The organism is Burkholderia cepacia (genome assembly GCF_029962485.1).
Classification (GTDB): Bacteria; Pseudomonadota; Gammaproteobacteria; order Burkholderiales; family Burkholderiaceae; genus Burkholderia.
Genome location: NZ_CP073637.1, coordinates 2,358,921 through 2,380,947 on the forward strand (window position 1 = coordinate 2,358,921; position 22,027 = coordinate 2,380,947).

A 22,027-nucleotide genomic window follows, 5' to 3' on the forward strand; every position below is an offset into this window, starting at 1 on the left:
GTTCGATTATAGCGGCGACGCCTGCGTTCCGGCGCTCGGCAATCGAGGCCGCGCTCTAGCAGCGGTGGCATTCGGACGGCCGCCGGGAAGCACCGTCGGCCGGGTGCGCGGGCCGGCTAATGCGCCGCGTTTCCGTCCGCGGCGTCCTGCGCGGCCAGTTCGTCGAGTTCGGCCTGCTCGAAGCCGGCATCGCGGCGCGCATCGAAATTGAATGGGCCGCGCAGCCGCGGCGCATGGTATTGCTCGGCCAGCTGCCGGTAGGTCGGCACCGGATCGCGGCCGGCTGCGTCGCACAGATGCCGGAACCAGCGGTTGCCGATCGCGACATGGCCGACCTCGTCGCGCAGAATCACGTCGAGGATCGCGGCCGACGCGTCGTCGCCCGCCTGCACGAGCCGCGCGCGGATCGGCGGCGATGCGTCGAGCCCGCGAGCCTCGAGCGTGCGCGGCACGAGCGCCATGCGTGCCAGCACGTCGTCCTTGGTCCGCTCGCACATCTCCCACAGTCCGTTGTGCGCGGGAAAATCGCCGTACAGATGCCCGAATGCCGCCAGCTGGTCGGACAGCAGCGTGAAGTGATAGGCCTCCTCGGCCGCGACCTTCAGCCAGTCCGCATAGAACGCGTCCGGCTGGCCCGCGAAGCGCCAGACCGCGTCGAGCGCCAGGTTGATCGCGTTGAATTCGATATGGGCAAGCGCGTGCAGCAGCACCGCGCGCCCCTCGGGCGAACGCATGCTGCGCCGTTCGAGCTGGCGCGGCTCGACGAGCGGCGGACGGGCAGGACGTCCGGGCAGGTCGGCCGGTTCAGGCAGCGCGAGCGACGGCGCGATCGCGGCCTGCCCGGCCCGCAGCGCATCGTGCAACGCGCGCACCCGCGCGGCCTTCGCCGCCGGTTCGGAAAGGCGCAGCGCGTCGAGCGCCACGCGGCGCACACAGGCCGGCGTAGCGCCGGAAGACGAAGACTCCATGCTCATAAACGGGGACACCTTGCGTACGCATCGCGGGAGCATATGCACGCGACGGTTTACAATATGCGTTTGCTCCACGGCGCCATGCGCCGGGCAAACCGGACGCGCCATTCTACCGGCGCCCATCATCGAAGAGACAAGGAGACTCCGTGACGATCTACAAACTGGGCGAGACGGCCCCGACGATCCACGAAAGCGTATTCGTCGCCGACACGGCGGCCATCATCGGCAAGGTCGTCCTCGAGGAGAACGCGAGCGTGTGGTTTGGCGCGACGATTCGCGGCGACAACGAAACCATTGCCGTTGGCGCCGGCAGCAACGTCCAGGAAGGCGCGGTCCTGCACACGGACCCGGGCTTTCCGCTGACGATTGCCGAAAACGTGACGATCGGGCACCAGGCGATGCTGCACGGCTGCACGATCGGCGAAGGTTCGCTGATCGGGATTCAGGCGGTGGTCTTGAATGGTGCGGTCATCGGCCGCAACTGTCTGGTTGGCGCAGGCGCGGTCGTGACGGAAGGCAAGACGTTCCCGGACAACTCGCTGATTCTCGGCGCACCGGCGAAAGTCGTGCGCGAGCTGTCGGCGGAAGACATCGCGCGGCTGCGCGCAAACGCGAAGACGTATGTCGAGCGGCGCGCGCATTTCAAGGAGCAACTCGTGCGGATCGGGTGATTCGCGCGGATTTCAAGGAAGAAGAGTGAGCGACCAGTTACAGAAATTCATGTTCAATGCGGCGCCCGTGCGCGGCGAGATCGTTTCGCTGCGCAATACGTGGCAGGAAGTGCTCGCCCGCCGCGACTACCCTGCCCCCGTGCGCACGGTGCTCGGCGAGATGATGGCCGCGTGCGCGCTGCTGTCCGCGAACCTGAAATTTCACGGCACCCTGATCATGCAGATCTTCGGCGACGGGCCGGTCCAGATGCTGGTCGTCCAGTGCGGTTCGGATCTGTCGATGCGGGCCACCGCGAAGTTCGCCGGCGACTCGGCGCAAACGATCGGCGACGACACCAGCTTCGCGTCGCTCGTCAACGCGAGCGGCCACGGCCGTTGCGTGATCACGCTCGACCCGGCCGACAAGCTGCCGGGCCAGCAGCCGTACCAGGGCATCGTGCCGCTGAACGGCGTCGACGGCCCGCTCGAGTCGGTGTCGCAGGTGCTCGAGCACTACATGCATCACTCTGAGCAGCTCGATACGCGGCTGTGGCTCGCGGCCGATCGCGACCGCGCGGTCGGCATGCTGTTGCAGAAGCTGCCGGGCGACGGCGGCATCGTGCCACGCAACGCCGAAACCGATATCGACACGTGGGAGCGCGTCTGCACGCTCGGCGGCACGCTGTCCGCCAAGGAACTGCTCGAGGTCGAACCGGAAGTCGTGTTCCGCCGGCTGTTCTGGCAGGAAAACGTGCAGCACTTCGAACCGGCCGGCACGCGCTTCCAGTGCTCGTGCTCGCGCGAGAAGGTGGGCGCGATGCTGCGCATGCTCGGTCGCGACGAAGTCGACAGCGTGATCGTCGAGCGCGGCCACGTCGAGATCCACTGCGAGTTCTGCAACCAGCGCTACGAGTTCGATCCCGTCGACGTCGCGCAGTTGTTCGCGGCACCCGGCGTCGAGACCGGCATCGCGCCGGCAACCGACCAGCGTCACTGAGCGGCGTGCTCGTGCCCGCCATCCGGGCACGGGCGCATAATGACGCACGAGCGCCGCACGCACGGCTCAGGCACCGGAGGCTCGGCCTTCGGTGCACGCCACTTCCCGCCGTCGGCGCGCTGCAGGAGAAACACATGAATCGCCTCCGCCCGTTTCGCACCCTCATCCTGATGAGCGCCGCCGCCGGCACGCTCGCGCTCGCCGGCTGCGCGATGCCGCCGCCGACGTCCACGATCCTGAGCCGCCTGCCCGAGCCGGGCGCGTCGGGTGGCCAGCCGCCCGCGCTCTCGAGCGCCGAACGCAAGCGCTACGACGAGATCGACCAGCAGGTGCTGCGCGAACAGAACAGCGCCATCGCGGCCGAGGCAGCCGCACGCGCATGGGCGTACTACTCGCCACCGCCCGTGACCGTCTACGGCGGGTACTACGGCGGATGGGGAAATCGCTGGGGAACGGGTATCAGCTACGGCTACCCGGGCTGGTGGTGGTGAGCGGTCAATCGAACGATTGACGACTGGCAAGAAATAAAAAAGCGCGGTATTTCCCGCGCTTTTTCAATGGGTTCGAGGTATCGCGATCAGTGATGCGCGGCCTTGCCCTTGTCGCCGCCATGATGCCGCGACGGCTTCGCAATCGACTGCGGGTTCGGTACGACACGCACCGGCGCCGCGGAGACGGTACCGCGCGTCGACGTGTTCGACGGCGTGTTGTTCAGCGGGCCTGCGGGCGCATTCGGCGACACGAACTGCACGAAGACTTCGCCGTCCTTCACCATGCCCATCTCGTAGCGCGCACGCTCCTCGATGGCCGCGGTGCCGCTCTGCAGATCCTGCACTTCGCCGGCCGTGCGCTCGTTACGTAGCTTTTCGTCCGCATTCTTCTGGAGCTGGTCGTCAAGCTGCTGACGCAATTCATGCACCCGCAGCCAGCCGCCGTGTCCCCACCATAGGGGGTACTGAATGAGCGCCAGCAAGGCAATCAGGACGACAGTGACAAGCCGCATGTAAGAGACGCAGATATAAGAAGCGCCGCTCCGCGCACGTGCACAGAGCGGCGTCGATATGACGAACCCGATAGTAGCGCGTTAGCGCAGGTTATAGAAAGCCGATTTACCCGGGTAGCTTGCGATGTCGCCGAGATCTTCCTCGATGCGCAGCAACTGGTTGTACTTCGAGATGCGGTCGCTGCGCGACAGCGAACCCGTCTTGATCTGACCGGCATTCAGGCCGACCGCGATGTCCGCGATCGTCGAATCTTCCGTTTCGCCCGAGCGGTGCGAGATCACGGCCGTGTAGCCCGCGCGCTTCGCCATTTCGATCGCCGCGAACGTTTCGGTCAGCGTACCAATCTGGTTGATCTTGATGAGGATCGAGTTCGCGATGCCCTTCTCGATGCCTTCCTTGAGGATGCGCGTGTTCGTGACGAACAGGTCGTCGCCGACCAGCTGCACCTTCTTGCCGAGGCGGTCGGTCAGCAGCTTCCAGCCTTCCCAGTCGCTTTCGTGCATGCCGTCCTCGATCGACACGATCGGGAACTTGTCGGCGAGCGTCGCGAGGTAGTCGGTGAATTCGGCCGACGACAGTTGCAGGCCTTCGCCCGCGAGCTGGTACTTGCCGTCGTGGTAGAACTCGGATGCCGCGCAGTCGAGCGCGAGCAGCACGTCTTCGCCCGCGCGGTAGCCGGCCTTCTCGATCGCCTGCAGGATCGTCGACAGGCACTCGTCGTTGCTGCCGAAGTTCGGTGCGAAGCCGCCTTCGTCGCCGACTGCCGTGCTCATGCCGCGGTCGCTCAGGATCTTCTTCAGCGCGTGGAACACTTCCGCGCCGCAACGCAGGGCTTCACGGAACGTCGGCTGGCTGACCGGGACGATCATGAATTCCTGGATGTCGAGGCTGTTGTTCGCGTGCGCGCCGCCGTTGACGATGTTCATCATCGGCACCGGCAGTTGCATCGCGCCCGAGCCGCCGAAGTAGCGGTACAGCGGCAGGCCTGCCTCTTCGGCAGCGGCCTTCGCCACGGCCATCGACACGGCCAGCATCGCGTTCGCGCCGAGGCGCGACTTGTTGTCGGTGCCGTCCAGCTCGAGCAGCGTCTTGTCGAGGAACGCCTGTTCCGACGCGTCGAGGCCCATGATGGCTTCGGAGATTTCGGTGTTGATGTGCTCGACTGCCTTCAGCACGCCCTTGCCGTTGTAGCGGCCGGCTTCGCCGTCGCGCAGTTCGATCGCTTCACGCGAGCCGGTGGACGCGCCCGACGGCACCGCCGCGCGGCCCATCGTGCCCGATTCGAGCAGCACGTCGCATTCGACGGTGGGGTTGCCGCGCGAATCCAGAATCTCGCGGCCGATGATATCTACGATGGCACTCATGGGTTTCCTCTGAGAATGACGATGGATTCTTCAAACTGCGACGGCGCGCACGCCTGAACCGCTTTCGCTACAGACGCGCGAAGCCGTCGCAAGGTTCATTCGATCTTTAATTGAAATCGTTTTCCAGGAACGGATTGCGCTTCACCGCCTGGTCGAGCGTGACCAGCGTCTCCAGCAGCGCACCCATCCGGTTCAGCGGCACCGCGTTCGGGCCGTCCGACTTCGCTTCCGCCGGATTCGGGTGCGTTTCCATGAAGAGGCCGGCGACACCCGTCGCGACCGCCGCACGCGCGAGCACCGGCACGAATTCGCGCTGGCCGCCCGAGCTCGTGCCCTGCCCGCCCGGCAACTGCACCGAGTGGGTCGCGTCGAACACGACCGGCGCGTTCGTCTCGCGCATGATCGCGAGCGAACGCATGTCCGACACGAGATTGTTGTAGCCGAACGAGACGCCGCGCTCGCACGCCATGAAGCGGTCTTCCGACAGCCCCGCTTCACGTGCCGCGTCGCGCGCCTTGTCGATCACGTTCTTCATGTCGTGCGGCGCAAGGAACTGGCCCTTCTTGATGTTGACGGGCTTGCCCGAGCGCGCGCACGCGTGGATGAAGTCGGTCTGGCGGCACAGGAACGCCGGCGTCTGCAGCACGTCGACCACCGACGCGACCTGCTCGATCTCGTCGATCGAATGCACGTCGGTCAGCACCGGCAAGCCGAGCTGGCGCTTCACCTCGGACAGGATCCGCAGGCCTTCGTCCATTCCGAGGCCACGGAACGACTTGCCCGAGCTGCGGTTCGCCTTGTCGTAGGACGACTTGTAGATGAACGGAACGTTCAGCTTCTCGCAGATCTCCTTCAGGCGGCCCGCCGTGTCGATCGTCATTTGCTCCGATTCGACGACGCAGGTACCCGCGATCAGGAAGAAAGGCTTGTCGAGACCGACCTCGAAATCGCACAGCTTCATGCTTTACACTCCGTGCGCTTGCTTGTTGGCGAGCGCAGCTTCGACGAACGACTTGAAGAGGGGATGACCGTCACGCGGCGTGGACGTGAATTCCGGGTGGAACTGGACGCCGACGAACCACGGGTGCATCGAACGCGGCAGCTCCATCATTTCCGGCAGATCCTCGCTCGGGGTACGGGCGCTGATGATAAGGCCGCCGGCTTCGAGCTGGGGCACGAAGCGGTTATTGACTTCATAACGGTGGCGATGGCGTTCGTTCACGTCCTTGCCATAGATTTCTTCCGCCATCGTGCCCGGCTTGATCGGGCAGCGCTGCGAACCGAGGCGCATCGTGCCGCCGAGGTCGGATTCCTCGGTGCGCGTCTCGACCTTGCCGTCGCGGTCATACCACTCGGTGATCAGCGCGACCACGCGTTCCGGCGTGTCCGGCTCGAATTCCGTGCTGTTCGCCTGCTTCAGGCCGACGACGTCGCGCGCGAATTCGATCACCGCGAGCTGCATGCCGAGGCAGATGCCGAGATACGGCACCTTGGCTTCGCGCGCATAGCGGATCGCCGCGATCTTGCCTTCCGTGCCGCGACGGCCGAAACCACCCGGCACCAGCACGGCGTCGAGATGCTTCAGGCTGTCGACACCGTTCGCCTCGATCTCTTCCGAGTCGATGTACTCGATGTTGACCTTGGTCGACGTGTGCAGCGATGCGTGGCGCAGCGCCTCGATCAGCGATTTGTACGACTCGGTCAGATCGACGTACTTGCCGACCATGCCGATCGTCACTTCGTGCTTCGGGTTCTCGAGCTTCTCGACGAGCGCCGACCACATGCTCAGATCGGCGTCCTTCGGCGACAGCTTCAGCTCCTCGCAGATGATGCGGTCGAGGCCCTGGTCGTGCAGCATCTGCGGAATCTTGTAGATGCTGTCGGCGTCCCACACCGAGATCACGGCGTCTTCCGGCACGTTCGAGAACATCGAGATCTTCTTCGATTCGTCGTCGGGGATGCGGCGGTCGGCACGGCACAGCAGCACGTGCGGCAGGATGCCGATCTCGCGCAGCTTCTGCACGCTGTGCTGGGTCGGCTTCGTCTTCAGCTCGCCGGCCGTCGCGACGTACGGCACCAGCGTCAGGTGCACGAAGCACGCGCTGTTGCGACCGAGACGCAGGCTCATCTGGCGCGCAGCCTCGAGGAACGGCAGCGACTCGATGTCGCCGACCGTGCCGCCGATCTCGACGATCGCGACATCCGGCTCACCGCAGGTGGCCGACGCGGCCCCGCGCTCGATGAACGCCTGGATTTCGTTCGTGATGTGCGGAATGACCTGCACGGTCTTGCCGAGATAGTCGCCGCGGCGTTCCTTGCGGATCACCGATTCGTAGATCTGGCCGGTCGTGAAGTTGTTGGCCTTGCGCATCTTCGTGCTGATGAAGCGCTCATAGTGGCCGAGGTCGAGGTCGGTCTCCGCTCCGTCTTCCGTCACGAACACTTCGCCGTGCTGGAACGGGCTCATCGTGCCGGGGTCGACGTTGATGTACGGATCGAGTTTGAGGAGGGTGACTTTCAGACCGCGCGATTCTAGGATCGCGGCGAGGGAAGCGGCGGCAATACCCTTGCCAAGGGAAGAAACTACGCCGCCGGTGACGAAAACATATTTGGTCATCGCTGGATGCTCGCGGGAAAAACGGATTATACCGTAAAGCCCGCCCTTCTCTCAGCAATTGGCGCGATGATCGCGCCCTTTCGCGCCGACCCGCGCCAGCCGCGCGCGCCGGGGCAAACCGGCCGGCCGGTCGACGCGCGGCGGCCCGCGCGACGCGTCAGGCGCGCTTCGCGAGCGGCGCGCTGACCTGCGAAACGCCGCCCTCCTCCGCCTTCAGCGAATTCAGCATCCGCTGCAATGCGCGGGCGGTCTCGAGCGGCCGCTCCATCGGGAACAGGTGACTGCCTTCGAGCCACTCGACGCGGCCGCGCGCCGCGCGCCGCGTCGCGTCGAGCCCGACCTGCCGCACCTCGCGCGAACGCGTGCCGGCGAGGAAACCGAGCGGCACCGGCGCGCCGTGCGCGAGCCGCGGGCCGATCGTGTGCGGCAGTGTACGGTAGATCAGATACTCGACCTGGCGGTCGAACGCGAGCGCCCGCTCGCCGTCGGCGCCGGCCTGCGGAATCCCGTAGTCGATGTAGTCGGCCAGCATCCGTTCGTCCCAGCGCGCGAACGCCGGCTTCTCGCGGAAGTGCCGCCAGACTTCGTCTCGGCTGACCCAGCGCGTGCGCCGGTTGCGCGTCGCGGCGGCTGGCGACAGCCGCTCGTCGAGCCCCGCCCACTGGCTCGCGCGCAGTGCGCCGGCACGCCAGCCCGCGATGATCGGCGAATCGATCATCACGACGCCGCGCACCCATTGCGGCTTCTTCAGCGCGGCCATCAGCGACAGGTAGCCGCCGAGGGAATGGCCGACGAGCCATACCGGGCGCTCGTAGCGCCTGCCGATGTCGTCGAGCAGCTGCTCGACGAGGTGCGGCCAGTCGCGCGTCACCGGATAGCGGCGGTCGTGGCCGATCCGTTCGATGTAGCGCAGCTCGTAGTCGTCGGCCAGTTCGGCGAAGATCGTCCGATACGTCGACGCCGGGAAGCCGTTCGCATGCGAGAAGTGGAGGATGTCCTTCAAACGCCGTTGTCTCCTTTGTCGACGAGAGTTAGTGCTTTAGCACTTACTCTCGTCCCATGCTTCGCGGTCGACGAGAGTTGGTGCTTTAGCACTTACTCTCGTCCCATGCTTCGCGGTCGACGGGAGTGGATGCCTGAGCACTTACTCTCGTCCCATGCTTCGCGGTCGACGGGAGTGGGTGCCTGAGCACTTGCTCCCGTCCCGTGCTTCGCGGTCGACCGGAGTGGATGCTTCGGCATTGCTCCGCTCCCGTGATTCATTTTCTGCCGAGGCCCTGCTTCGGCACTTTACCCGCCGGCCCCGCGTTTTCTTGCCTGATACGCCGGCCTTCGCCGCACTCACCGGTCCATCCAGTACCGGCGCCGCTCGTCGCGATAACGCACGAATGCGAACCCGCCATCGGCCGGCGCGACGTCGAACCGTATGGCGCCGTCGCGATCGGTGCGCGGCAGCGGAATCCCGCGCGCCTCGTAGCGTGCGAGGACGCTCCGGTGCGGATGCCCGAAACGATTGCGATAGCCTACAGGAAATACCGCGACACGCGGCCCGACCGAATCGAGGAAAGGCTCGACCGACGACGTGCGGCTACCGTGGTGCGGCACGACCAGGATCTGGGCGGCCAGCGCGTCGCGCGCGGCGCTCACGAGCCGGCGTTCGGCGGGCGCTTCGATGTCGCCCGTCAGCAGCGCGGACGTCCCACCCGCATCGATGCGTAGCACGCACGACTGCCCGTTCGACGAGCCCGTGTCCGGGCCGCCCGACGGCCAGAGCATCGTGAACACGACGCCGTCCCAGGTCCAGCGCTGCCCGGCCGCGCACGGCAGCCGGTCCGCCACGCCGGCGGCCGTCGCATCGCGCCACAGTCCGCTCTTTGGCGGAATGCCCGCCAGCAACTGGCGCACGTCGGCGGCCGCATAGACGGCCGGTGCGCCGCCCGCGTGATCGGCGTGCGCGTGACTGAGCACGAGCGAATCGATTACCGCGATGCCACGCGAGCGCAATGCCGGCGCGACGATCCGCGCACCGGCATGCGTCGACTCCGCGCCCGGCCCCGCATCGAACAGCAAGGTCCGCCGCGCGGTTTCAACCAGCACCGACGCGCCCTGCCCGACGTCCAGCACGGTCAGACGGAACCCGCCCGGCGGCGGCGTGTCGGGCGCCGGCGCAACGAGCGGCAGCCACGTGAGCGGCGCCGCCCAGCGCAACGGCCAGCCGCGCGGCATCAGCGCCCACACGACACCCACGCAGGCCAGCGCGAGCACCGGCCAGTCGGGCATCGGCAGCCAGAACACGCCAGCCGGCCAGTCGGCGAGGTGCCCGAGCAGCGTCATCATCGGTTCGAGCGCCGCGTGCGCGAGCCGAAACGCATACGCGTCGAGTGGCGCGGGCAGCGCGATGCCGGCCAGCACGACCGGCGTCACGACCGAGCTGACCCACGGAATCGCGAATGCATTGCCGAACGGGCCCGACAGCGAAATCTGCGCAAACCAGGCGGCCGTGAGCGGCGCGAGGCCGATCGTCACCGCGTACTGCACGCGCGTGGCCTCGGCGATACGACGTCCCGCGCGCATGCCCCACGCGCGCAACCGGCTCGACAAGCCGGCCGCGCCGTCGCCCCCGTCGTCTTCCGCGTTCGCCTCCCGCACCGCGCGCCAGCCGGCAACCGCCAGCAGGATCACGGCGACCGCACCGAACGACAGCCAGAACCCGGCCGACAGCACCGCCCACGGATCGGCGAGCAGCACGCCGCCGAGCGCCGTGCACAGCACCGCCGACGTCGGCACGCTGCGTCCGGCCAGATACGCGATGCCGCCGCCCGCGATCATCCACCACGCGCGCTGCGCCGGCACGTTGAAGCCGGCGAGCGCCGCATAACCGGCCGCGGCCACCAGGGCGGCAAGCGCGGCCGCGTACTGTGCAGGCAACACGAGCGTCGCGGCCCGCGCGCGCCAGCGCAGCCGGCGCCAGACCATCGACACGAGCCCGCCCGCGATCGCGCCGACCAACCCGACATGCAGGCCGGAAATCGCGACCAGGTGGCTCGTGCCGGTGTTGCGCAGGACGCGCCAATCGTCGTCGCCGATGCCCGACTGGTCGCCGATCGCCAGCGCGGCGACGATCCCGCGATGCGCCGCGTCGACACCGAGCGTCTCGCCGATACGGGCCCGCAGCGCGTCGCGCAGCCGATCGATCGACGCACGCCATCCCGATGCGCGCGCGTCGAGCAATGCCGCCCGCCGTGGTGCGCCGATGTACCCGATGGCACGAATGCCCGCCGCGAGCCACGCCGCCTCGCTGTCGCGCACGCCGGGATTGGCCTCCGCATGCGGCCGCTTCAGGCGCACGACGAAACGCCAGCGCTGTGCGGCGCGCAGGTCGGGCAGCGCTTCGCGTGTCGCGGGCCTGCCGTACGTGCGCCACGACAGCCGGATCAACGGCGGAAAACGGACCAGCCCCGCATCGTTCGACTCGACCGCGAACAGCAGCCGCGCGCCGCGCTCGTCGACGACGGGCAGCCCCCTGATCACGCCCGTGACGACGATGTCGCGCCCTTCCCATTCCGCCGGCAAGCTGTCGCCCAGCCGCCATTCGGCGCGCACGGCCGCGTAGCCGAATCCCGCGACGCAGGCCGCGAGCGCGCACAGCATCCAGCCGAGTGCGGCCGTCGTACGCGTACGCCGTCGACGCATGCACCACGCACCCAGCGCCGCGCATCCGGCGAGCATGGCCACCCCGGCCACCCATGCGATCGCGCCCGGCAACGCCGCCTGCCGCTGCATCACGACGACGCCGAGCGCGAACGCGATCCACGCCACGCGCATTCCACCTCCTCGTCGACCTGGCGCCGCGATGACGAATGCGGCGCGTTCCGGCAACGATTATGCGGACGAAAGTGCGAGTCGCGGCAGCGCGGCGAGCGCGTTAGCCGAAGTGCATAGGGACACGGCACCGGCGTCGAGCCCGCGAAGTTCGGCGAGCACGTCGCCGATGCGCGGCACCTGGTCGGGCGTGTTGCGGGACTTGTACGCCCATTCGGGCGCGATGTCGGGTGCGTCGGTCTCGACGACGAGCGCGTCGAGTGGCAACTCCGCGGCAAGCCGGCGGATCTGCAGCGCTCGCGTGAACGTCACGTTGCCGCCGAAGCCGAGATGCAGCCCTTGCGCGAGATACGCTTCGGCCTGCTGGAAACTGCCGTTGAACGCATGCGCGATGCCGCGCCGCACGCCGAAACGGCGCAGCCCGGCGAGCACGCGGTCCTGCGACTTGCGCACGTGACACAGCACGGGCAGGTCGAATTCGCGCGCCAGCTTGAGCTGCCCCTGATAGAAGAACTGCTGCCGGTCTTCGTCGAGCCCCGGCACGAAATAGTCGAGGCCGATCTCGCCGATCGCAACGAAGCGCGGATCGTCGAGGCTCGCCTCGATTTCCATGCGCAGGCGGTCGAGATCCTCGTCACGCGCCTGCGGCGTATACATAGGATGGATGCCGAGCGCATAGACGGCGCCCGGCGTGCGTTGCGCGAGTTCGCGCACCGTCGTGAAGTTGTCGCGCCCGATGCTCGGGATCACGATGCGCGACACGCCGGCCGCGCGCGCCGCGTGCGCGACCGCGTCGCGGTCGGCGTCGAACTCGGCGGCATCGAGATGGCAGTGCGTGTCGATCCACATGGCGGCATGTCCTGCGCCCTCGCGCCGCGCCGGGACGCGCCCGGCAGCAGCCCGAAAGCGTTCGCTTCTTACACCGGCAGCGCCGGCTCCTCGTACAGCACGCCGTCGCGCAACCGCATGATGCGGTCGCAGCGCGCGGCGAGATCGGGATCGTGCGTGACGATCACGAAACTCGTTTCGAGCGTCTCGGACAGTTCGAGCATCAGGTTGAACACCGTGTCGGCCGTCGTACCGTCGAGGTTGCCGGTCGGCTCGTCGGCGAGCACGCACGCGGGTTTCGTGACCAGCGCACGCGCGATCGCGACGCGCTGCCGCTCGCCGCCCGACAGCTCGCCCGGCCGGTGCTTCGCACGCGGGCCGAGACCGACGCGCTCGAGCATCGTCTGCGCCTCGGCACGCGCGGCCTCGGTCGTCATCCGGCGGATGCGCAGCGGCATCGCGACGTTGTCGAGCGCGGTGAATTCGGGCAGCAGGTGATGGAACTGATAGACGAAACCGAGCGCACGATTGCGCAGCTCGTTGCGCTCGCGCTCGGCGAGTTGCGTAAACGGCTTGCCGAGCAGCGACACCTCGCCCGCGCTCGGCTCGTCGAGCCCGCCGAGCACGTGCAGCAGCGTGCTTTTGCCGGAGCCCGACGCGCCGACGACCGCGAGCTTCTCGCCGCGCCGCACCGTCAGCTCGGTGTTGTTGAGCACCTGCACGTTGAAGCCGCCCTGCACGAACGCCTTCGTGATCCCGCGCGCCTGAAGCACGTATTCCTGCATACCAGCCGAATCCTGTCTGTTGTGTTGTCGTGAATCCGCCAATGCGGTCGCGCGGTCATTCATAACGGAGCGCCTCCGCCGGCTTCACCTTCGCGCCGCGCCAGCTCGGATAGAGCGTCGCGACGGCCGACAGCGCGAACGCGATCAGCCCGATCCGGATCACGTCGCTCGCGACGAGTTCGGACGGCAGCTCGCTGATGAAGTACACCGACGGCGGCAGGAACTGCACGCCGAACAGGTGCTCGATCATCGGGATCAGCCACGGGATGCTCCACGCGATCAGACAGCCGAGCGCGACGCCCGACGCGGTGCCGACGAAGCCGATCGTCACGCCCTGCACGACGAAGATCTTCATGATCGACCCCGGCTGCGCGCCGAGCGTGCGCAGGATCGCGATGTCGGCCTGCTTGTTGGTCACCGTCATCACGAGCGACGACACGAGGTTGAACGCGGCCACCGCGATGATCAGCGTAAGGATGATGAACATCATCCGCTTCTCGATCTGCACGGCCGAGAACCAGGTCTTGTTCTGCTGGGTCCAGTCGCGGATGTACAGGCTGCCCGACAGCGTATGCGACAGCTCGACCGCCACGTCCGGCGCCTTTTGCATGTCCTTCAGACGCAGCCGCACGCCGGTCGGCGCGACCATCCGGAACAGCGCCTCGGCATCGCGGATATTGATCATCGCGAGCGTGCTGTCGTATTCGTAGTGGCCCGACTCGAATACGCCGACGACCGTAAACTGCTTCAGGCGCGGCATCATGCCGGCCGGCGTGATCGACCCTTCGGGCGCAACGAGCGTGACCTTGTCGCCGACCGTCACGCCGAGGTTGCCGGCGAGCGCATCGCCAAGCACGATGCCGAACTGACCCGGCACGAGCGCGGCAAGCTGGCCGGCCTTCATGTCCTTGCCGATGTCCGACACCTGCGGCTCGAGCGTCGGCTCGACGCCGCGCAGCATCACGCCGCTCACGGCGTCTTGGCGCGTGAGCAGCGCCTGTGCGTCGACGTACGGCGCCGCGCCGATCACCGACGGATTGCGGCGCGCTTCCTGCGCGGTCAGTTGCCAGTCGGGCATCGAGCCCGTCGGCGAGAACACCTCGACGTGCGCGAGCACCGACAGCATGCGATCGCGCACTTCCTTCTGGAAGCCGTTCATCACCGACAGCACGACGATCAGCGCCGCGACACCGAGCGCGATCCCGAGCATCGACACGAGCGCGATGAAGGAAATGAAGCCGTTGCCGGTCGTGCGTTTGCCGGCGCGCGTGTAGCGCCAGCCGATCTGCCATTCGTACGGAAGTTTCAAGCGAATCCTTTCTGCTGGTTACGGCGGGGAGGCGCCCCGCGGCCGGCCCGCCGCCCGGTGGCGGCCACCGGCCCGGGCACGGTCGAAAAACGGCCGCCGGACGCGAACGGGCCGTCAGCCGGCCCGATCACGCGCGCAGTTTGCCATACAATGCGCACCATCATGCACGACCGACGCCTCCATTTTCTCGTTCCGTTCGCGCTGCCGTCGGCGGCCGATGCGGCCTCGTCCCTGCACACGCTGGACAGCCCCGCGCTCGAAAAGTTGCTCGCCCGCGCCAGCCTCGTCGAGCGCGTGGCCGGCGAGGACTTCCAGCGCACACTGCCGCACGAGCGCTGGCTGGCACGCCAGTTCGGCGCGACCCAGGGCAACGCGGCGGACGAGGCGCCGCTCGCGCCCTACATGTTGCTGGCGGACGGCGGCGATCCCGGCACGCAAGCGTGGGCGTGCGTCGAGCCCGTGCACGTCGAAATCGCGCACGATCACCTGGTGCTCGTCGACCCGGCCGCCCTCGCGCTCGACGAAGGTGACGCAGCCGCGCTGCTCGCGGTCGCGCGACCGCTGATCGAGGAGCTCGGTGTACGGCTCGAAGCGCCGAACCCGGCGCGCTGGTACCTGTCGAGCGACCAGCTCACCCGGCTGGCCGGCGCCGCACCGCTGCGCGCAAGCGGCCGCAACATCGAGATCTGGCTGCCGCACGAAGCCCATACCGGCGAACGCTCGCGGATGTGGATGAAACTCCAGAACGAAGTGCAGATGGCGTGGTTCCAGCACCCGGTCAACGACGCTCGCGAAGCGCGCGGGCTACCGGCCGTCAATTCGATCTGGTTCCATGCACAGGGGACGCTGAAGCCGGTCGGCAAGCCGTTCGCGCGCGTGCTGTCGGCGTCGCCCGCGGCGCTCGGCCTCGCGCGCGCCGCGCAAACCGAAGCCGGCAGCCCGCCCGCGACGTTCGGCGCGCTGCCCGCCGCCGACGGCGCAACGCTCGTCGAACTGCCGGCGCTGACCACGCCGTTCATCGAGCAGGACTGGGCGCGCTGGCACGACGGGCTCGTCGCGCTCGAGCGCGACTGGTTCGCGCCGGCCCTCGCCGCGCTGCAGAACGGCGCATTGTCGAGCGTCGATGTCACGCTGTGCGGCGACACGAGCTCCGTGACGCTGCACGCGACGCGCGGCGACCTGCGCAAGTTCTGGCGCCGCCGTGCGATCGCCTCCCTGTTCGAATAACCCACCCACTGCGTATGACCCGGATCGTTACCCGCCCCGTCGCGCCCGCCGACGCCGAAGTGCTCGCGCGCCACGGCCTGCACCCCGTTCTCGCGCGCCTGTATGCGTCGCGCGGCGTGCAGTCGCCCGCCGACATCGAGACCGCACTTGCGCGCCTCGTCCCGCCCACCGAACTGAAGGGCTGCGCCGATGCGGCGTCGCTGCTCGCCGACGCGATCGCCGACAAGCGACGCCTGCTCGTCGTCGCCGACTATGACTGCGACGGCGCGACCGCCTGCGCGGTCGCGGTGCGCGGCCTGCGGATGTTCGGCGCGCAGATCGACTACCTGGTGCCGAACCGCTTCGAATACGGCTACGGCCTCACGCCCGAAATCGTCGAACTCGCCGCCGCGCGCAAGCCCGACCTGCTGATCACCGTCGACAACGGGATCGCGAGCGTCGCGGGCGTCGACGCCGCGAACGCCCGCGGCATCGACGTGCTCGTGACCGACCACCACCTGCCCGGCGACGCACTGCCCACCGCCCGCGCGATCGTCAACCCGAACCAGCCCGGCTGCGCGTTCCCGAGCAAGCACCTCGCCGGCGTCGGCGTGATGTTCTACGTGCTGCTCGCGCTGCGCGCCGAGCTGCGCCGCCGCGGCGCATTCGCGAGCAAGGAAGCCGAGCCGCGCCTCGACGGGCTGCTCGACCTCGTCGCGCTCGGCACCGTCGCCGACGTCGTGCGGCTCGACGGCAACAACCGCGTGCTGGTCGCGCAGGGGCTGCAGCGCATCCGCAACGGCCGCATGCAACCGGGCATCGCCGCACTGTTCCGCGCCGCCGCGCGTGAAGCGCGCACCGCGTCGGGCTTCGACCTCGGCTTCGGCCTCGGCCCGCGCCTGAACGCCGCCGGGCGGCTGTCCGACATGTCGCTCGGCATCGAGTGCCTGATCACCGACGACATCGGCCGCGCGTGGGACCTCGCCCAGCAGCTCGACGTGATGAACCGCGAACGCCGCGAGATCGAGGCCGGCATGCAGCAGCAGGCGCTCGCCGATCTCGCCGACGTCGACCCGGCCGACGCGTGCACGATCACGCTGTTCAATCCCGAGTGGCACCAGGGTGTGATCGGCATCGTCGCCGGCCGGCTCAAGGAAAAATTCCACCGCCCGTCGTTCACGTTCGCGCACGCCGACGAAGAAGGCAAGCGGGTCAAGGGTTCGGGCCGGTCGATCGCCGGCTTCCACCTGCGCGACGCGCTCGACCTCGTGTCGAAGCGCGAACCGGACCTGATCGTCGCATTCGGCGGCCACGCGATGGCGGCCGGCCTCACGCTCGACACCGAGAACGTGCCGCGCTTCGCGGCCGCGTTCGAGGCCGTCGCGCGCGAATGGCTGTCCGACGACGCGCTCGCCCGCGTGATCGAGACCGACGGCGAACTCGAGGACGCGTACTTCACGCCGCAGTTCGTCGGCCTGCTCGACGAGGCCGTGTGGGGGCAAGGTTTTCCGGCCCCGCTTTTCTCGGGCGAATTCGACGTCGTGTCGCAATCGCTCGTGAAGGAGAAGCACCTGAAGCTGCAGCTTGCGCGCGGCCGCCAGCGCTTCAATGCGATCTGGTTCAACCACACCGAACCGCTGCCCGAGAGCGCGCTGGTCGCGTACCGGCTCGTCGCCGACACGTGGAACGGCGTCACGCGCGTCCAGCTCATCGTCGAGCACGCAGCCGGCTGAGCGCGCCCTCCCCGGCCCGCTACCGCGCCCGCCCCGGCATGTGCGCCACGCCGGATGGGGCCGCGGCACACGTGCGCGCACCGTTTGCGTCACCGGGCAACCCTGCCGATCGGCTATAATTCCGCTTTTTTACGAAGCAAGAATAGCGAACGATCATGGAAGCGGAACGTCTCAACGCGATCGAAAGCTCCCTGCTCGACCTGCGCAACCGCGCGGGCGAGCTTCGGGGGTATCTTTGACTACGACGCCAAAGCTGCGCGTCTGACCGAAGTCAACAAGGAACTCGAAGACCCGAACGTCTGGAACGATTCGAAGAACGCCCAGGCGCTCGGTCGCGAGAAGAAGCTGCTCGAAGGCGTCGTCACGACGCTGACCGCGCTGGATGGCGACCTGCGCGACGCGCTCGACCTGTTCGAGCTGGCGCGCGAGGAAGGTGACGAGGACACGCTCCTCGCGTCGGAAGAAGACGCCGCGAAGCTCGAAGCGCGTGTCGGCGACATCGAGTTCCGCCGGATGTTCTCGAACCCGGCCGACCCGAACAACTGCTTCATCGACATCCAGGCCGGCGCCGGTGGCACCGAGGCGTGCGACTGGGCATCGATGCTGCTGCGCCAGTACCTGCGCTACTGCGAGCGCAAGGGCTTCAAGGCCGAGGTGCTCGAAGAGTCCGACGGCGACGTCGCCGGCATCAAGAACGCGACGGTCAAGGTCACGGGCGAATACGCATACGGCTTCCTGCGCACCGAAACGGGCATCCACCGTCTCGTGCGCAAATCGCCGTTCGACTCGTCGGGCGGCCGCCACACGTCGTTCTCGTCGGTGTTCGTCTATCCGGAAATCGACGACTCGATCGAAGTCGAGATCAACCCGGCCGACCTGCGCATCGACACGTACCGCGCATCGGGCGCGGGCGGTCAGCACATCAACAAGACCGACTCCGCGGTGCGGATCACGCACATGCCGACCGGTATCGTCGTGCAGTGCCAGAACGACCGCTCGCAGCACCGCAACCGCGCAGAAGCGATGGCGATGCTGAAGTCGCGCCTGTACGAAGTCGAGATGCGCAAGCGCCAGGCCGAACAGGACAAGCTCGAATCGAGCAAGACCGATGTGGGCTGGGGCCACCAGATCCGCTCGTACGTGCTCGACCAGAGCCGCGTGAAGGACTTGCGTACGAACGTCGAAATGAGCAACACGCGTGCGGTGCTCGACGGCGATCTCGACGACTTCATCAGCGCCAGCCTCAAACAGGGCGTGTAAGCGCCGCGGCGCGGCCTGGCCCGCGCCGCCCTTCCCGTTTGCGTTGCCGCACCCACTCCGAATTCCGACCATCATGACCGAACCGACCCAAACGCAGCCCGCCGTCACGGCGGACGAAAACCAGATCATCGCCGAGCGCCGCGAGAAGCTGCGCGCCCTGCGCGAGCAAGGCGTCGCCTACCCGAACGATTTCCGGCCCGAGCACCACGCAGCCGACCTGCAGGCGAAATTCGCCGAGTCGGACAAGGCCGCGCTCGAAGCGAACCCGGTCGAGGTGTCGGTGGCCGGCCGCATGATGCTCAAGCGCGTGATGGGCAAGGCGAGCTTCGCGACGGTGCAGGACGGTTCGGGCCAGATCCAGTTCTTCGTGACGCCCAACGACGTCGGCGCCGAAACCTACGACGCATTCAAGAAGTGGGACCTCGGCGACATCGTCGCCGCGCGCGGCGTGCTGTTCCGCACCAACAAGGGCGAGCTGTCGGTCCAGTGCAAGGAGCTGCGCCTGCTGTCGAAGGCGCTGCGTCCGCTGCCGGACAAGTTCCACGGCCTGTCCGACCAGGAAATGCGCTACCGCCAGCGCTACGTCGACCTGATCGTCACGCCGGAAACGCGCGACACGTTCCGCGCCCGCACGAAGACGATCGCGTCGATCCGCAAGTTCATGGACAACGCCGAGTTCATGGAAGTCGAAACGCCGATGCTGCACCCGATCCCGGGCGGCGCGGCGGCGAAGCCGTTCGTCACGCATCACAATGCGCTCGACATGCAGATGTTCCTGCGCATCGCGCCGGAGCTGTACCTGAAGCGCCTGATCGTCGGCGGCTTCGAACGCGTGTTCGAGATCAACCGTAACTTCCGGAACGAAGGCGTGTCGCCGCGTCACAACCCGGAATTCACGATGATGGAGTTCTACGCCGCGTACACCGACTACCGCTGGCTGATGGACTTCACCGAGCAACTGATCCGCCAGGCGGCAATCGATGCGCTCGGCACCGCGACGATCCAGTATCAAGGCCGTGAGCTCGACCTCGCGAAGCCGTTCCATCGCCTGACGATCACGCAGGCGATCCAGAAGTACGCACCGGACTACACCGCCGGCCAGCTGTCGGACGACGCGTTCCTGCGCACCGAACTGAAGCGCTTCGGCGTCGACGTGTCGCAGCCGGCGTTCCTGAACGCGGGCATCGGCGCGCTGCAGCTCGCGCTGTTCGAGGAAACGGCCGAAGCGCAGCTGTGGGAACCGACGTTCATCATCGACTACCCGGTCGAGGTGTCGCCGCTCGCACGCGCATCGGATACGGTGCCGGGCATCACCGAGCGCTTCGAGCTGTTCATGACCGGCCGCGAAATCGCGAACGGCTTCTCGGAGCTGAACGATCCGGAAGACCAGGCCGCACGCTTCAAGAAGCAGGTCGAGCAGAAGGATGCGGGCGACGAGGAGGCGATGTTCTTCGACGCCGACTACATCCGCGCGCTCGAGTACGGGATGCCTCCGACCGGCGGCTGCGGGATCGGCATCGACCGTCTCGTGATGCTGCTGACCGACAGCCCGACGATCCGCGACGTGCTGCTGTTCCCCCACCTGCGCCGCGAAGACTGATCGCCGCGCCCGCGTGTGCGCCGCGCCCTGCGGCGCGCACGCGTCAGCTTTGTAACGACGCGTAAATCCCATCAGCCCGCGTTCGCCGGCTTTCGATCCCTCCCCGTTTTATTCCCTCGTCGCGACGGCCTTCTCCGGGTTTTCCCGGTCACGACCGCCAGCGCCCCGCTGCAATTCGTTACACCTTGATACGGTGCGCCGCACGCCGCTGGACGACACTCCTGTTGCGTCACCACGCATGACCACGGGACCAGAACCAGGCGCAGGAACGCCCGGTCTGCTCGCTCCCGAGCGTGGGATCCGGCCCGGCCCGCAGTGCCGACCGGGATCGACATCGGAGAAAAAAATGGACAACCAGAATCAGACCACGCCGCAAAAGCAACGCCTCCACCCGCTCATCGCCACCGCAGCCGGCGCCGTCATCGTCGCCAGCCTCGCGGCGACAGCCGCGATCACGGGCGTGTTCCCGAAGGCGAGCAGCAGCAACGCACAGAACGGCCAGACCCAGGCTGCGCTGATCGCATCGCAGCCGGCCGTCGATACGGCCGCGGCCGCCAGTGCGGCATTGGCCGCGCAAGCACAGCAGCAGGCAGCCGAACAGGCCGCCGCGCAGCAGAAGGCTGCCGTCGCGCAGGCCGAGCCGAAGCCCGCGCCGCGTCCGGCAGCGCCGGTGCACCGCCGTCATACGACGGCACCGCAGCCGCCACAATACGCGCAACAGCCGTCGGCGCCGGCCCAGACCTACTGCCAGAGCTGCGGCACGGTCGTCGCGATTTCGCAGTCGCGCACGCCGGGCCAGAGCTCGGGGATCGGCGCCGTGGGCGGTGCTGCGGCCGGCGGCCTGCTCGGCAACCAGTTCGGTCATGGCAACGGCCGCACCGCGATGACGATCATCGGCGCGCTGGGCGGCGGTCTCGCCGGCAACCAGGTCGAGAAGCAGGTGCGCGCGGAAACCGACTATCAGGTGCAAGTGCAGATGGAGAGCGGCGCGACGCGCACGTTCACGTACCACAACCCGCCGCCGTTCGGCCAGGGCCAGCGCGTGCGGATCGAGAACGGCACGCTGGTCGGCGCGTAATCGCCTGATCGCATCGGTGCCCCCTGCCCGCGTGTCGTGCGCGGGCAAGCGGCCTGAAAACAAAAACGGCTCGTGAGCAGGTGCTCACGAGCCGTTTTTTTCATTGGTGCCGTACGCGCCAGTGCGGCACACGCGGTGCCCGGTCGGTCAGTCCTCGTCGTCGAAATCCGATTCGTCGATCCAGTGTGCCTGGATCGCTTCGAGGATCTTCTCGCCGGAGTGCTTGGGATCATCGTCGAAGCCGTCGAGTTCGAGCACCCACTGGCGCAGGTCGACGAAATTGATCCGCTGCGGGTCGATGTCCGGGTGCTTGTCCGCCAGCGCAATGGCTATTTCACGCGAATCGGTCCATTTCATCGCCTGCCTCCGGTTTAGGTCAGTGGTTTTCCTTCGCGTGGTTGATCGAGTACTTCGGAATCTCGACCACCAGGTCCGAATCTTCCTTCACGATCGCCTGGCACGACAGGCGCGACGTCGGCTCGAGGCCCCACGCCTTGTCCAGCAGATCGTCTTCGTCCTCCTCGGACGGCGTCAGATCGTTGAAGCCCTCGCGGATCACCACGTGGCACGTCGTGCATGCGCACGACTTCTCGCATGCGTGCTCGATCTCGATCCCGTGATCGAGCAGGTTGTCGCAGATACTCTTGCCGGGCGTCGCGTCGATCACTGCGCCATCCGGACACAGTTCGACGTGAGGCAGCACTACCAGTTGAGGCATGTCCGTTCCGTCAGTCAGGGTGCGGCGCCAGGCGCCGCACGGTTCATTATCTCGCGCAGACCGTCGCCGGCCGATGCGCGGTTCG

20 protein-coding genes are annotated in these 22,027 nt (G+C 67.6%); 8 read left to right on the forward strand and 12 right to left on the reverse strand.

The annotated features are described in order from the left end of the window. Positions 1-116: 116 nt before the first annotated feature. Complete coding sequence (locus KEC55_RS11025; RefSeq protein ID WP_282505510.1) at positions 117-974, reverse strand: ferritin-like domain-containing protein; 858 nt, start codon at positions 972-974, stop codon at positions 117-119. 143 nt (positions 975-1,117) lie between these two features. Between KEC55_RS11025 and KEC55_RS11030 the strand changes: the two genes are divergently transcribed. From KEC55_RS11030 to KEC55_RS11040, 3 genes are all read left to right on the forward strand, one after another. Then, complete coding sequence (locus tag KEC55_RS11030; RefSeq protein WP_176047450.1) at positions 1,118-1,642, forward strand: gamma carbonic anhydrase family protein; 525 nt, start codon at positions 1,118-1,120, stop codon at positions 1,640-1,642. Positions 1,643-1,667: 25 nt separating this feature from the next. Continuing rightward, positions 1,668-2,618, forward strand: coding sequence for an Hsp33 family molecular chaperone HslO (hslO, locus tag KEC55_RS11035; RefSeq protein WP_282505511.1), 951 nt, complete (start codon positions 1,668-1,670; stop codon positions 2,616-2,618). Between the two features lie 134 nt (positions 2,619-2,752). Then, entirely contained in the window at positions 2,753-3,109 is a 357-nt protein-coding gene (locus KEC55_RS11040; protein WP_282505512.1) for a hypothetical protein, read from the forward strand. 86 nt (positions 3,110-3,195) lie between these two features. Here the strand turns inward: KEC55_RS11040 and ftsB are convergent, their stop codons facing one another. From ftsB to KEC55_RS11085, 9 genes are all read right to left on the reverse strand, one after another. Next, the gene (gene ftsB / locus KEC55_RS11045) at positions 3,196-3,621 is read right to left on the reverse strand and encodes a cell division protein FtsB (protein WP_027784847.1); all 426 of its coding nucleotides are present in this window, start codon (positions 3,619-3,621) and stop codon (positions 3,196-3,198) included. An 81-nt stretch (positions 3,622-3,702) separates the two neighbouring features. Next, positions 3,703-4,986 carry a phosphopyruvate hydratase gene (gene eno / locus KEC55_RS11050; protein ID WP_011352544.1) on the reverse strand — a complete coding sequence of 428 codons (1,284 nt, stop codon included), beginning with the start codon at positions 4,984-4,986 and terminating at the stop codon, positions 3,703-3,705. Positions 4,987-5,092: 106 nt separating this feature from the next. Beyond that, positions 5,093-5,947, reverse strand: a complete 855-nt coding sequence (kdsA, locus tag KEC55_RS11055) for a 3-deoxy-8-phosphooctulonate synthase (protein WP_047898480.1) — start codon at positions 5,945-5,947, stop codon at positions 5,093-5,095. A 3-nt stretch (positions 5,948-5,950) separates the two neighbouring features. Then, positions 5,951-7,603, reverse strand: a complete 1,653-nt coding sequence (locus KEC55_RS11060) for a CTP synthase (protein ID WP_282505513.1) — start codon at positions 7,601-7,603, stop codon at positions 5,951-5,953. 157 nt (positions 7,604-7,760) lie between these two features. Further along, entirely contained in the window at positions 7,761-8,606 is an 846-nt protein-coding gene (locus tag KEC55_RS11065) for an alpha/beta fold hydrolase (RefSeq protein WP_282505514.1), read from the reverse strand. Between the two features lie 338 nt (positions 8,607-8,944). Beyond that, on the reverse strand, positions 8,945-11,428 hold the full coding sequence (locus KEC55_RS11070; protein WP_282505515.1) for a DNA internalization-related competence protein ComEC/Rec2: 2,484 nt from the start codon (positions 11,426-11,428) through the stop codon (positions 8,945-8,947). Positions 11,429-11,485: 57 nt separating this feature from the next. Then, a complete protein-coding gene (locus KEC55_RS11075) occupies positions 11,486-12,274 on the reverse strand; it encodes a TatD family hydrolase (RefSeq protein WP_282505516.1) in 789 nt (262 codons plus the stop codon). A 68-nt stretch (positions 12,275-12,342) separates the two neighbouring features. Further along, positions 12,343-13,101, reverse strand: coding sequence for a lipoprotein-releasing ABC transporter ATP-binding protein LolD (lolD, locus tag KEC55_RS11080; protein WP_415877928.1), 759 nt, complete (start codon positions 13,099-13,101; stop codon positions 12,343-12,345). Further along, positions 13,094-14,347: a lipoprotein-releasing ABC transporter permease subunit gene (locus KEC55_RS11085; protein WP_175829644.1), complete on the reverse strand. Its 1,254-nt coding sequence runs from the start codon at positions 14,345-14,347 to the stop codon at positions 13,094-13,096. Before KEC55_RS11085 ends, lolD begins: the two co-directional genes overlap by 8 nt. Positions 14,348-14,497: 150 nt before the next feature. Here KEC55_RS11085 and KEC55_RS11090 point away from each other — a divergent pair, with 150 nt between their 5' ends. The 5 genes from KEC55_RS11090 to KEC55_RS11110 all read left to right on the forward strand — a co-directional run bounded on the left by KEC55_RS11090 (position 14,498) and on the right by KEC55_RS11110 (position 21,224). Continuing rightward, the gene (locus KEC55_RS11090; RefSeq protein ID WP_282505517.1) at positions 14,498-15,574 is read left to right on the forward strand and encodes a regulator; all 1,077 of its coding nucleotides are present in this window, start codon (positions 14,498-14,500) and stop codon (positions 15,572-15,574) included. A 14-nt stretch (positions 15,575-15,588) separates the two neighbouring features. Then, a complete protein-coding gene (recJ, locus tag KEC55_RS11095) occupies positions 15,589-17,286 on the forward strand; it encodes a single-stranded-DNA-specific exonuclease RecJ (RefSeq protein ID WP_282505518.1) in 1,698 nt (565 codons plus the stop codon). 155 nt (positions 17,287-17,441) lie between these two features. After that, a protein-coding gene (gene prfB / locus KEC55_RS11100) for a peptide chain release factor 2 (protein ID WP_124455448.1) occupies positions 17,442-18,546 on the forward strand; the annotation gives its coding sequence in 2 pieces (ribosomal slippage) (positions 17,442-17,522 and positions 17,524-18,546; 1,104 coding nt in all). Between the two features lie 73 nt (positions 18,547-18,619). Beyond that, positions 18,620-20,146 (forward strand): lysine--tRNA ligase, encoded by a 1,527-nt coding sequence (gene lysS, locus KEC55_RS11105; RefSeq protein ID WP_282505519.1) that lies wholly within the window; start codon positions 18,620-18,622, stop codon positions 20,144-20,146. A 346-nt stretch (positions 20,147-20,492) separates the two neighbouring features. Then, complete coding sequence (locus KEC55_RS11110) at positions 20,493-21,224, forward strand: glycine zipper 2TM domain-containing protein (protein WP_282505520.1); 732 nt, start codon at positions 20,493-20,495, stop codon at positions 21,222-21,224. Between the two features lie 147 nt (positions 21,225-21,371). On the opposite strand, the gene iscX is transcribed toward KEC55_RS11110, so the two are convergent. Both iscX and fdx read right to left on the reverse strand, forming a co-directional pair. After that, on the reverse strand, positions 21,372-21,581 hold the full coding sequence (gene iscX, locus KEC55_RS11115; protein WP_021157676.1) for a Fe-S cluster assembly protein IscX: 210 nt from the start codon (positions 21,579-21,581) through the stop codon (positions 21,372-21,374). 19 nt (positions 21,582-21,600) lie between these two features. After that, a complete protein-coding gene (gene fdx / locus KEC55_RS11120; protein ID WP_006478392.1) occupies positions 21,601-21,942 on the reverse strand; it encodes an ISC system 2Fe-2S type ferredoxin in 342 nt (113 codons plus the stop codon). Between the last annotated feature and the right edge of the window lie 85 nt (positions 21,943-22,027).

Bases quoted from the DNA above. Each gene is read 5' to 3' on its own strand.
- KEC55_RS11110 (WP_282505520.1), top strand. From the start codon at position 20,493: ATGGACAACCAGAATCAGACCACGCCGCAAAAGCAACGCCTCCACCCG.
- KEC55_RS11075 (WP_282505516.1), bottom strand. From the start codon at position 12,274: ATGTGGATCGACACGCACTGCCATCTCGATGCCGCCGAGTTCGACGCC.
- KEC55_RS11025 (WP_282505510.1), bottom strand. From the start codon at position 974: ATGAGCATGGAGTCTTCGTCTTCCGGCGCTACGCCGGCCTGTGTGCGC.
- KEC55_RS11040 (WP_282505512.1), top strand. From the start codon at position 2,753: ATGAATCGCCTCCGCCCGTTTCGCACCCTCATCCTGATGAGCGCCGCC.
- iscX (WP_021157676.1), bottom strand. From the start codon at position 21,581: ATGAAATGGACCGATTCGCGTGAAATAGCCATTGCGCTGGCGGACAAG.
- fdx (WP_006478392.1), bottom strand. From the start codon at position 21,942: ATGCCTCAACTGGTAGTGCTGCCTCACGTCGAACTGTGTCCGGATGGC.
- lolD (WP_415877928.1), bottom strand. From the start codon at position 13,101: ATGAATGACCGCGCGACCGCATTGGCGGATTCACGACAACACAACAGA.
- KEC55_RS11070 (WP_282505515.1), bottom strand. From the start codon at position 11,428: ATGCGCGTGGCGTGGATCGCGTTCGCGCTCGGCGTCGTCGTGATGCAG.
- lysS (WP_282505519.1), top strand. From the start codon at position 18,620: ATGACCGAACCGACCCAAACGCAGCCCGCCGTCACGGCGGACGAAAAC.
- ftsB (WP_027784847.1), bottom strand. From the start codon at position 3,621: ATGCGGCTTGTCACTGTCGTCCTGATTGCCTTGCTGGCGCTCATTCAG.
- KEC55_RS11090 (WP_282505517.1), top strand. From the start codon at position 14,498: ATGCGCACCATCATGCACGACCGACGCCTCCATTTTCTCGTTCCGTTC.
- eno (WP_011352544.1), bottom strand. From the start codon at position 4,986: ATGAGTGCCATCGTAGATATCATCGGCCGCGAGATTCTGGATTCGCGC.
- recJ (WP_282505518.1), top strand. From the start codon at position 15,589: ATGACCCGGATCGTTACCCGCCCCGTCGCGCCCGCCGACGCCGAAGTG.
- kdsA (WP_047898480.1), bottom strand. From the start codon at position 5,947: ATGAAGCTGTGCGATTTCGAGGTCGGTCTCGACAAGCCTTTCTTCCTG.
- KEC55_RS11060 (WP_282505513.1), bottom strand. From the start codon at position 7,603: ATGACCAAATATGTTTTCGTCACCGGCGGCGTAGTTTCTTCCCTTGGC.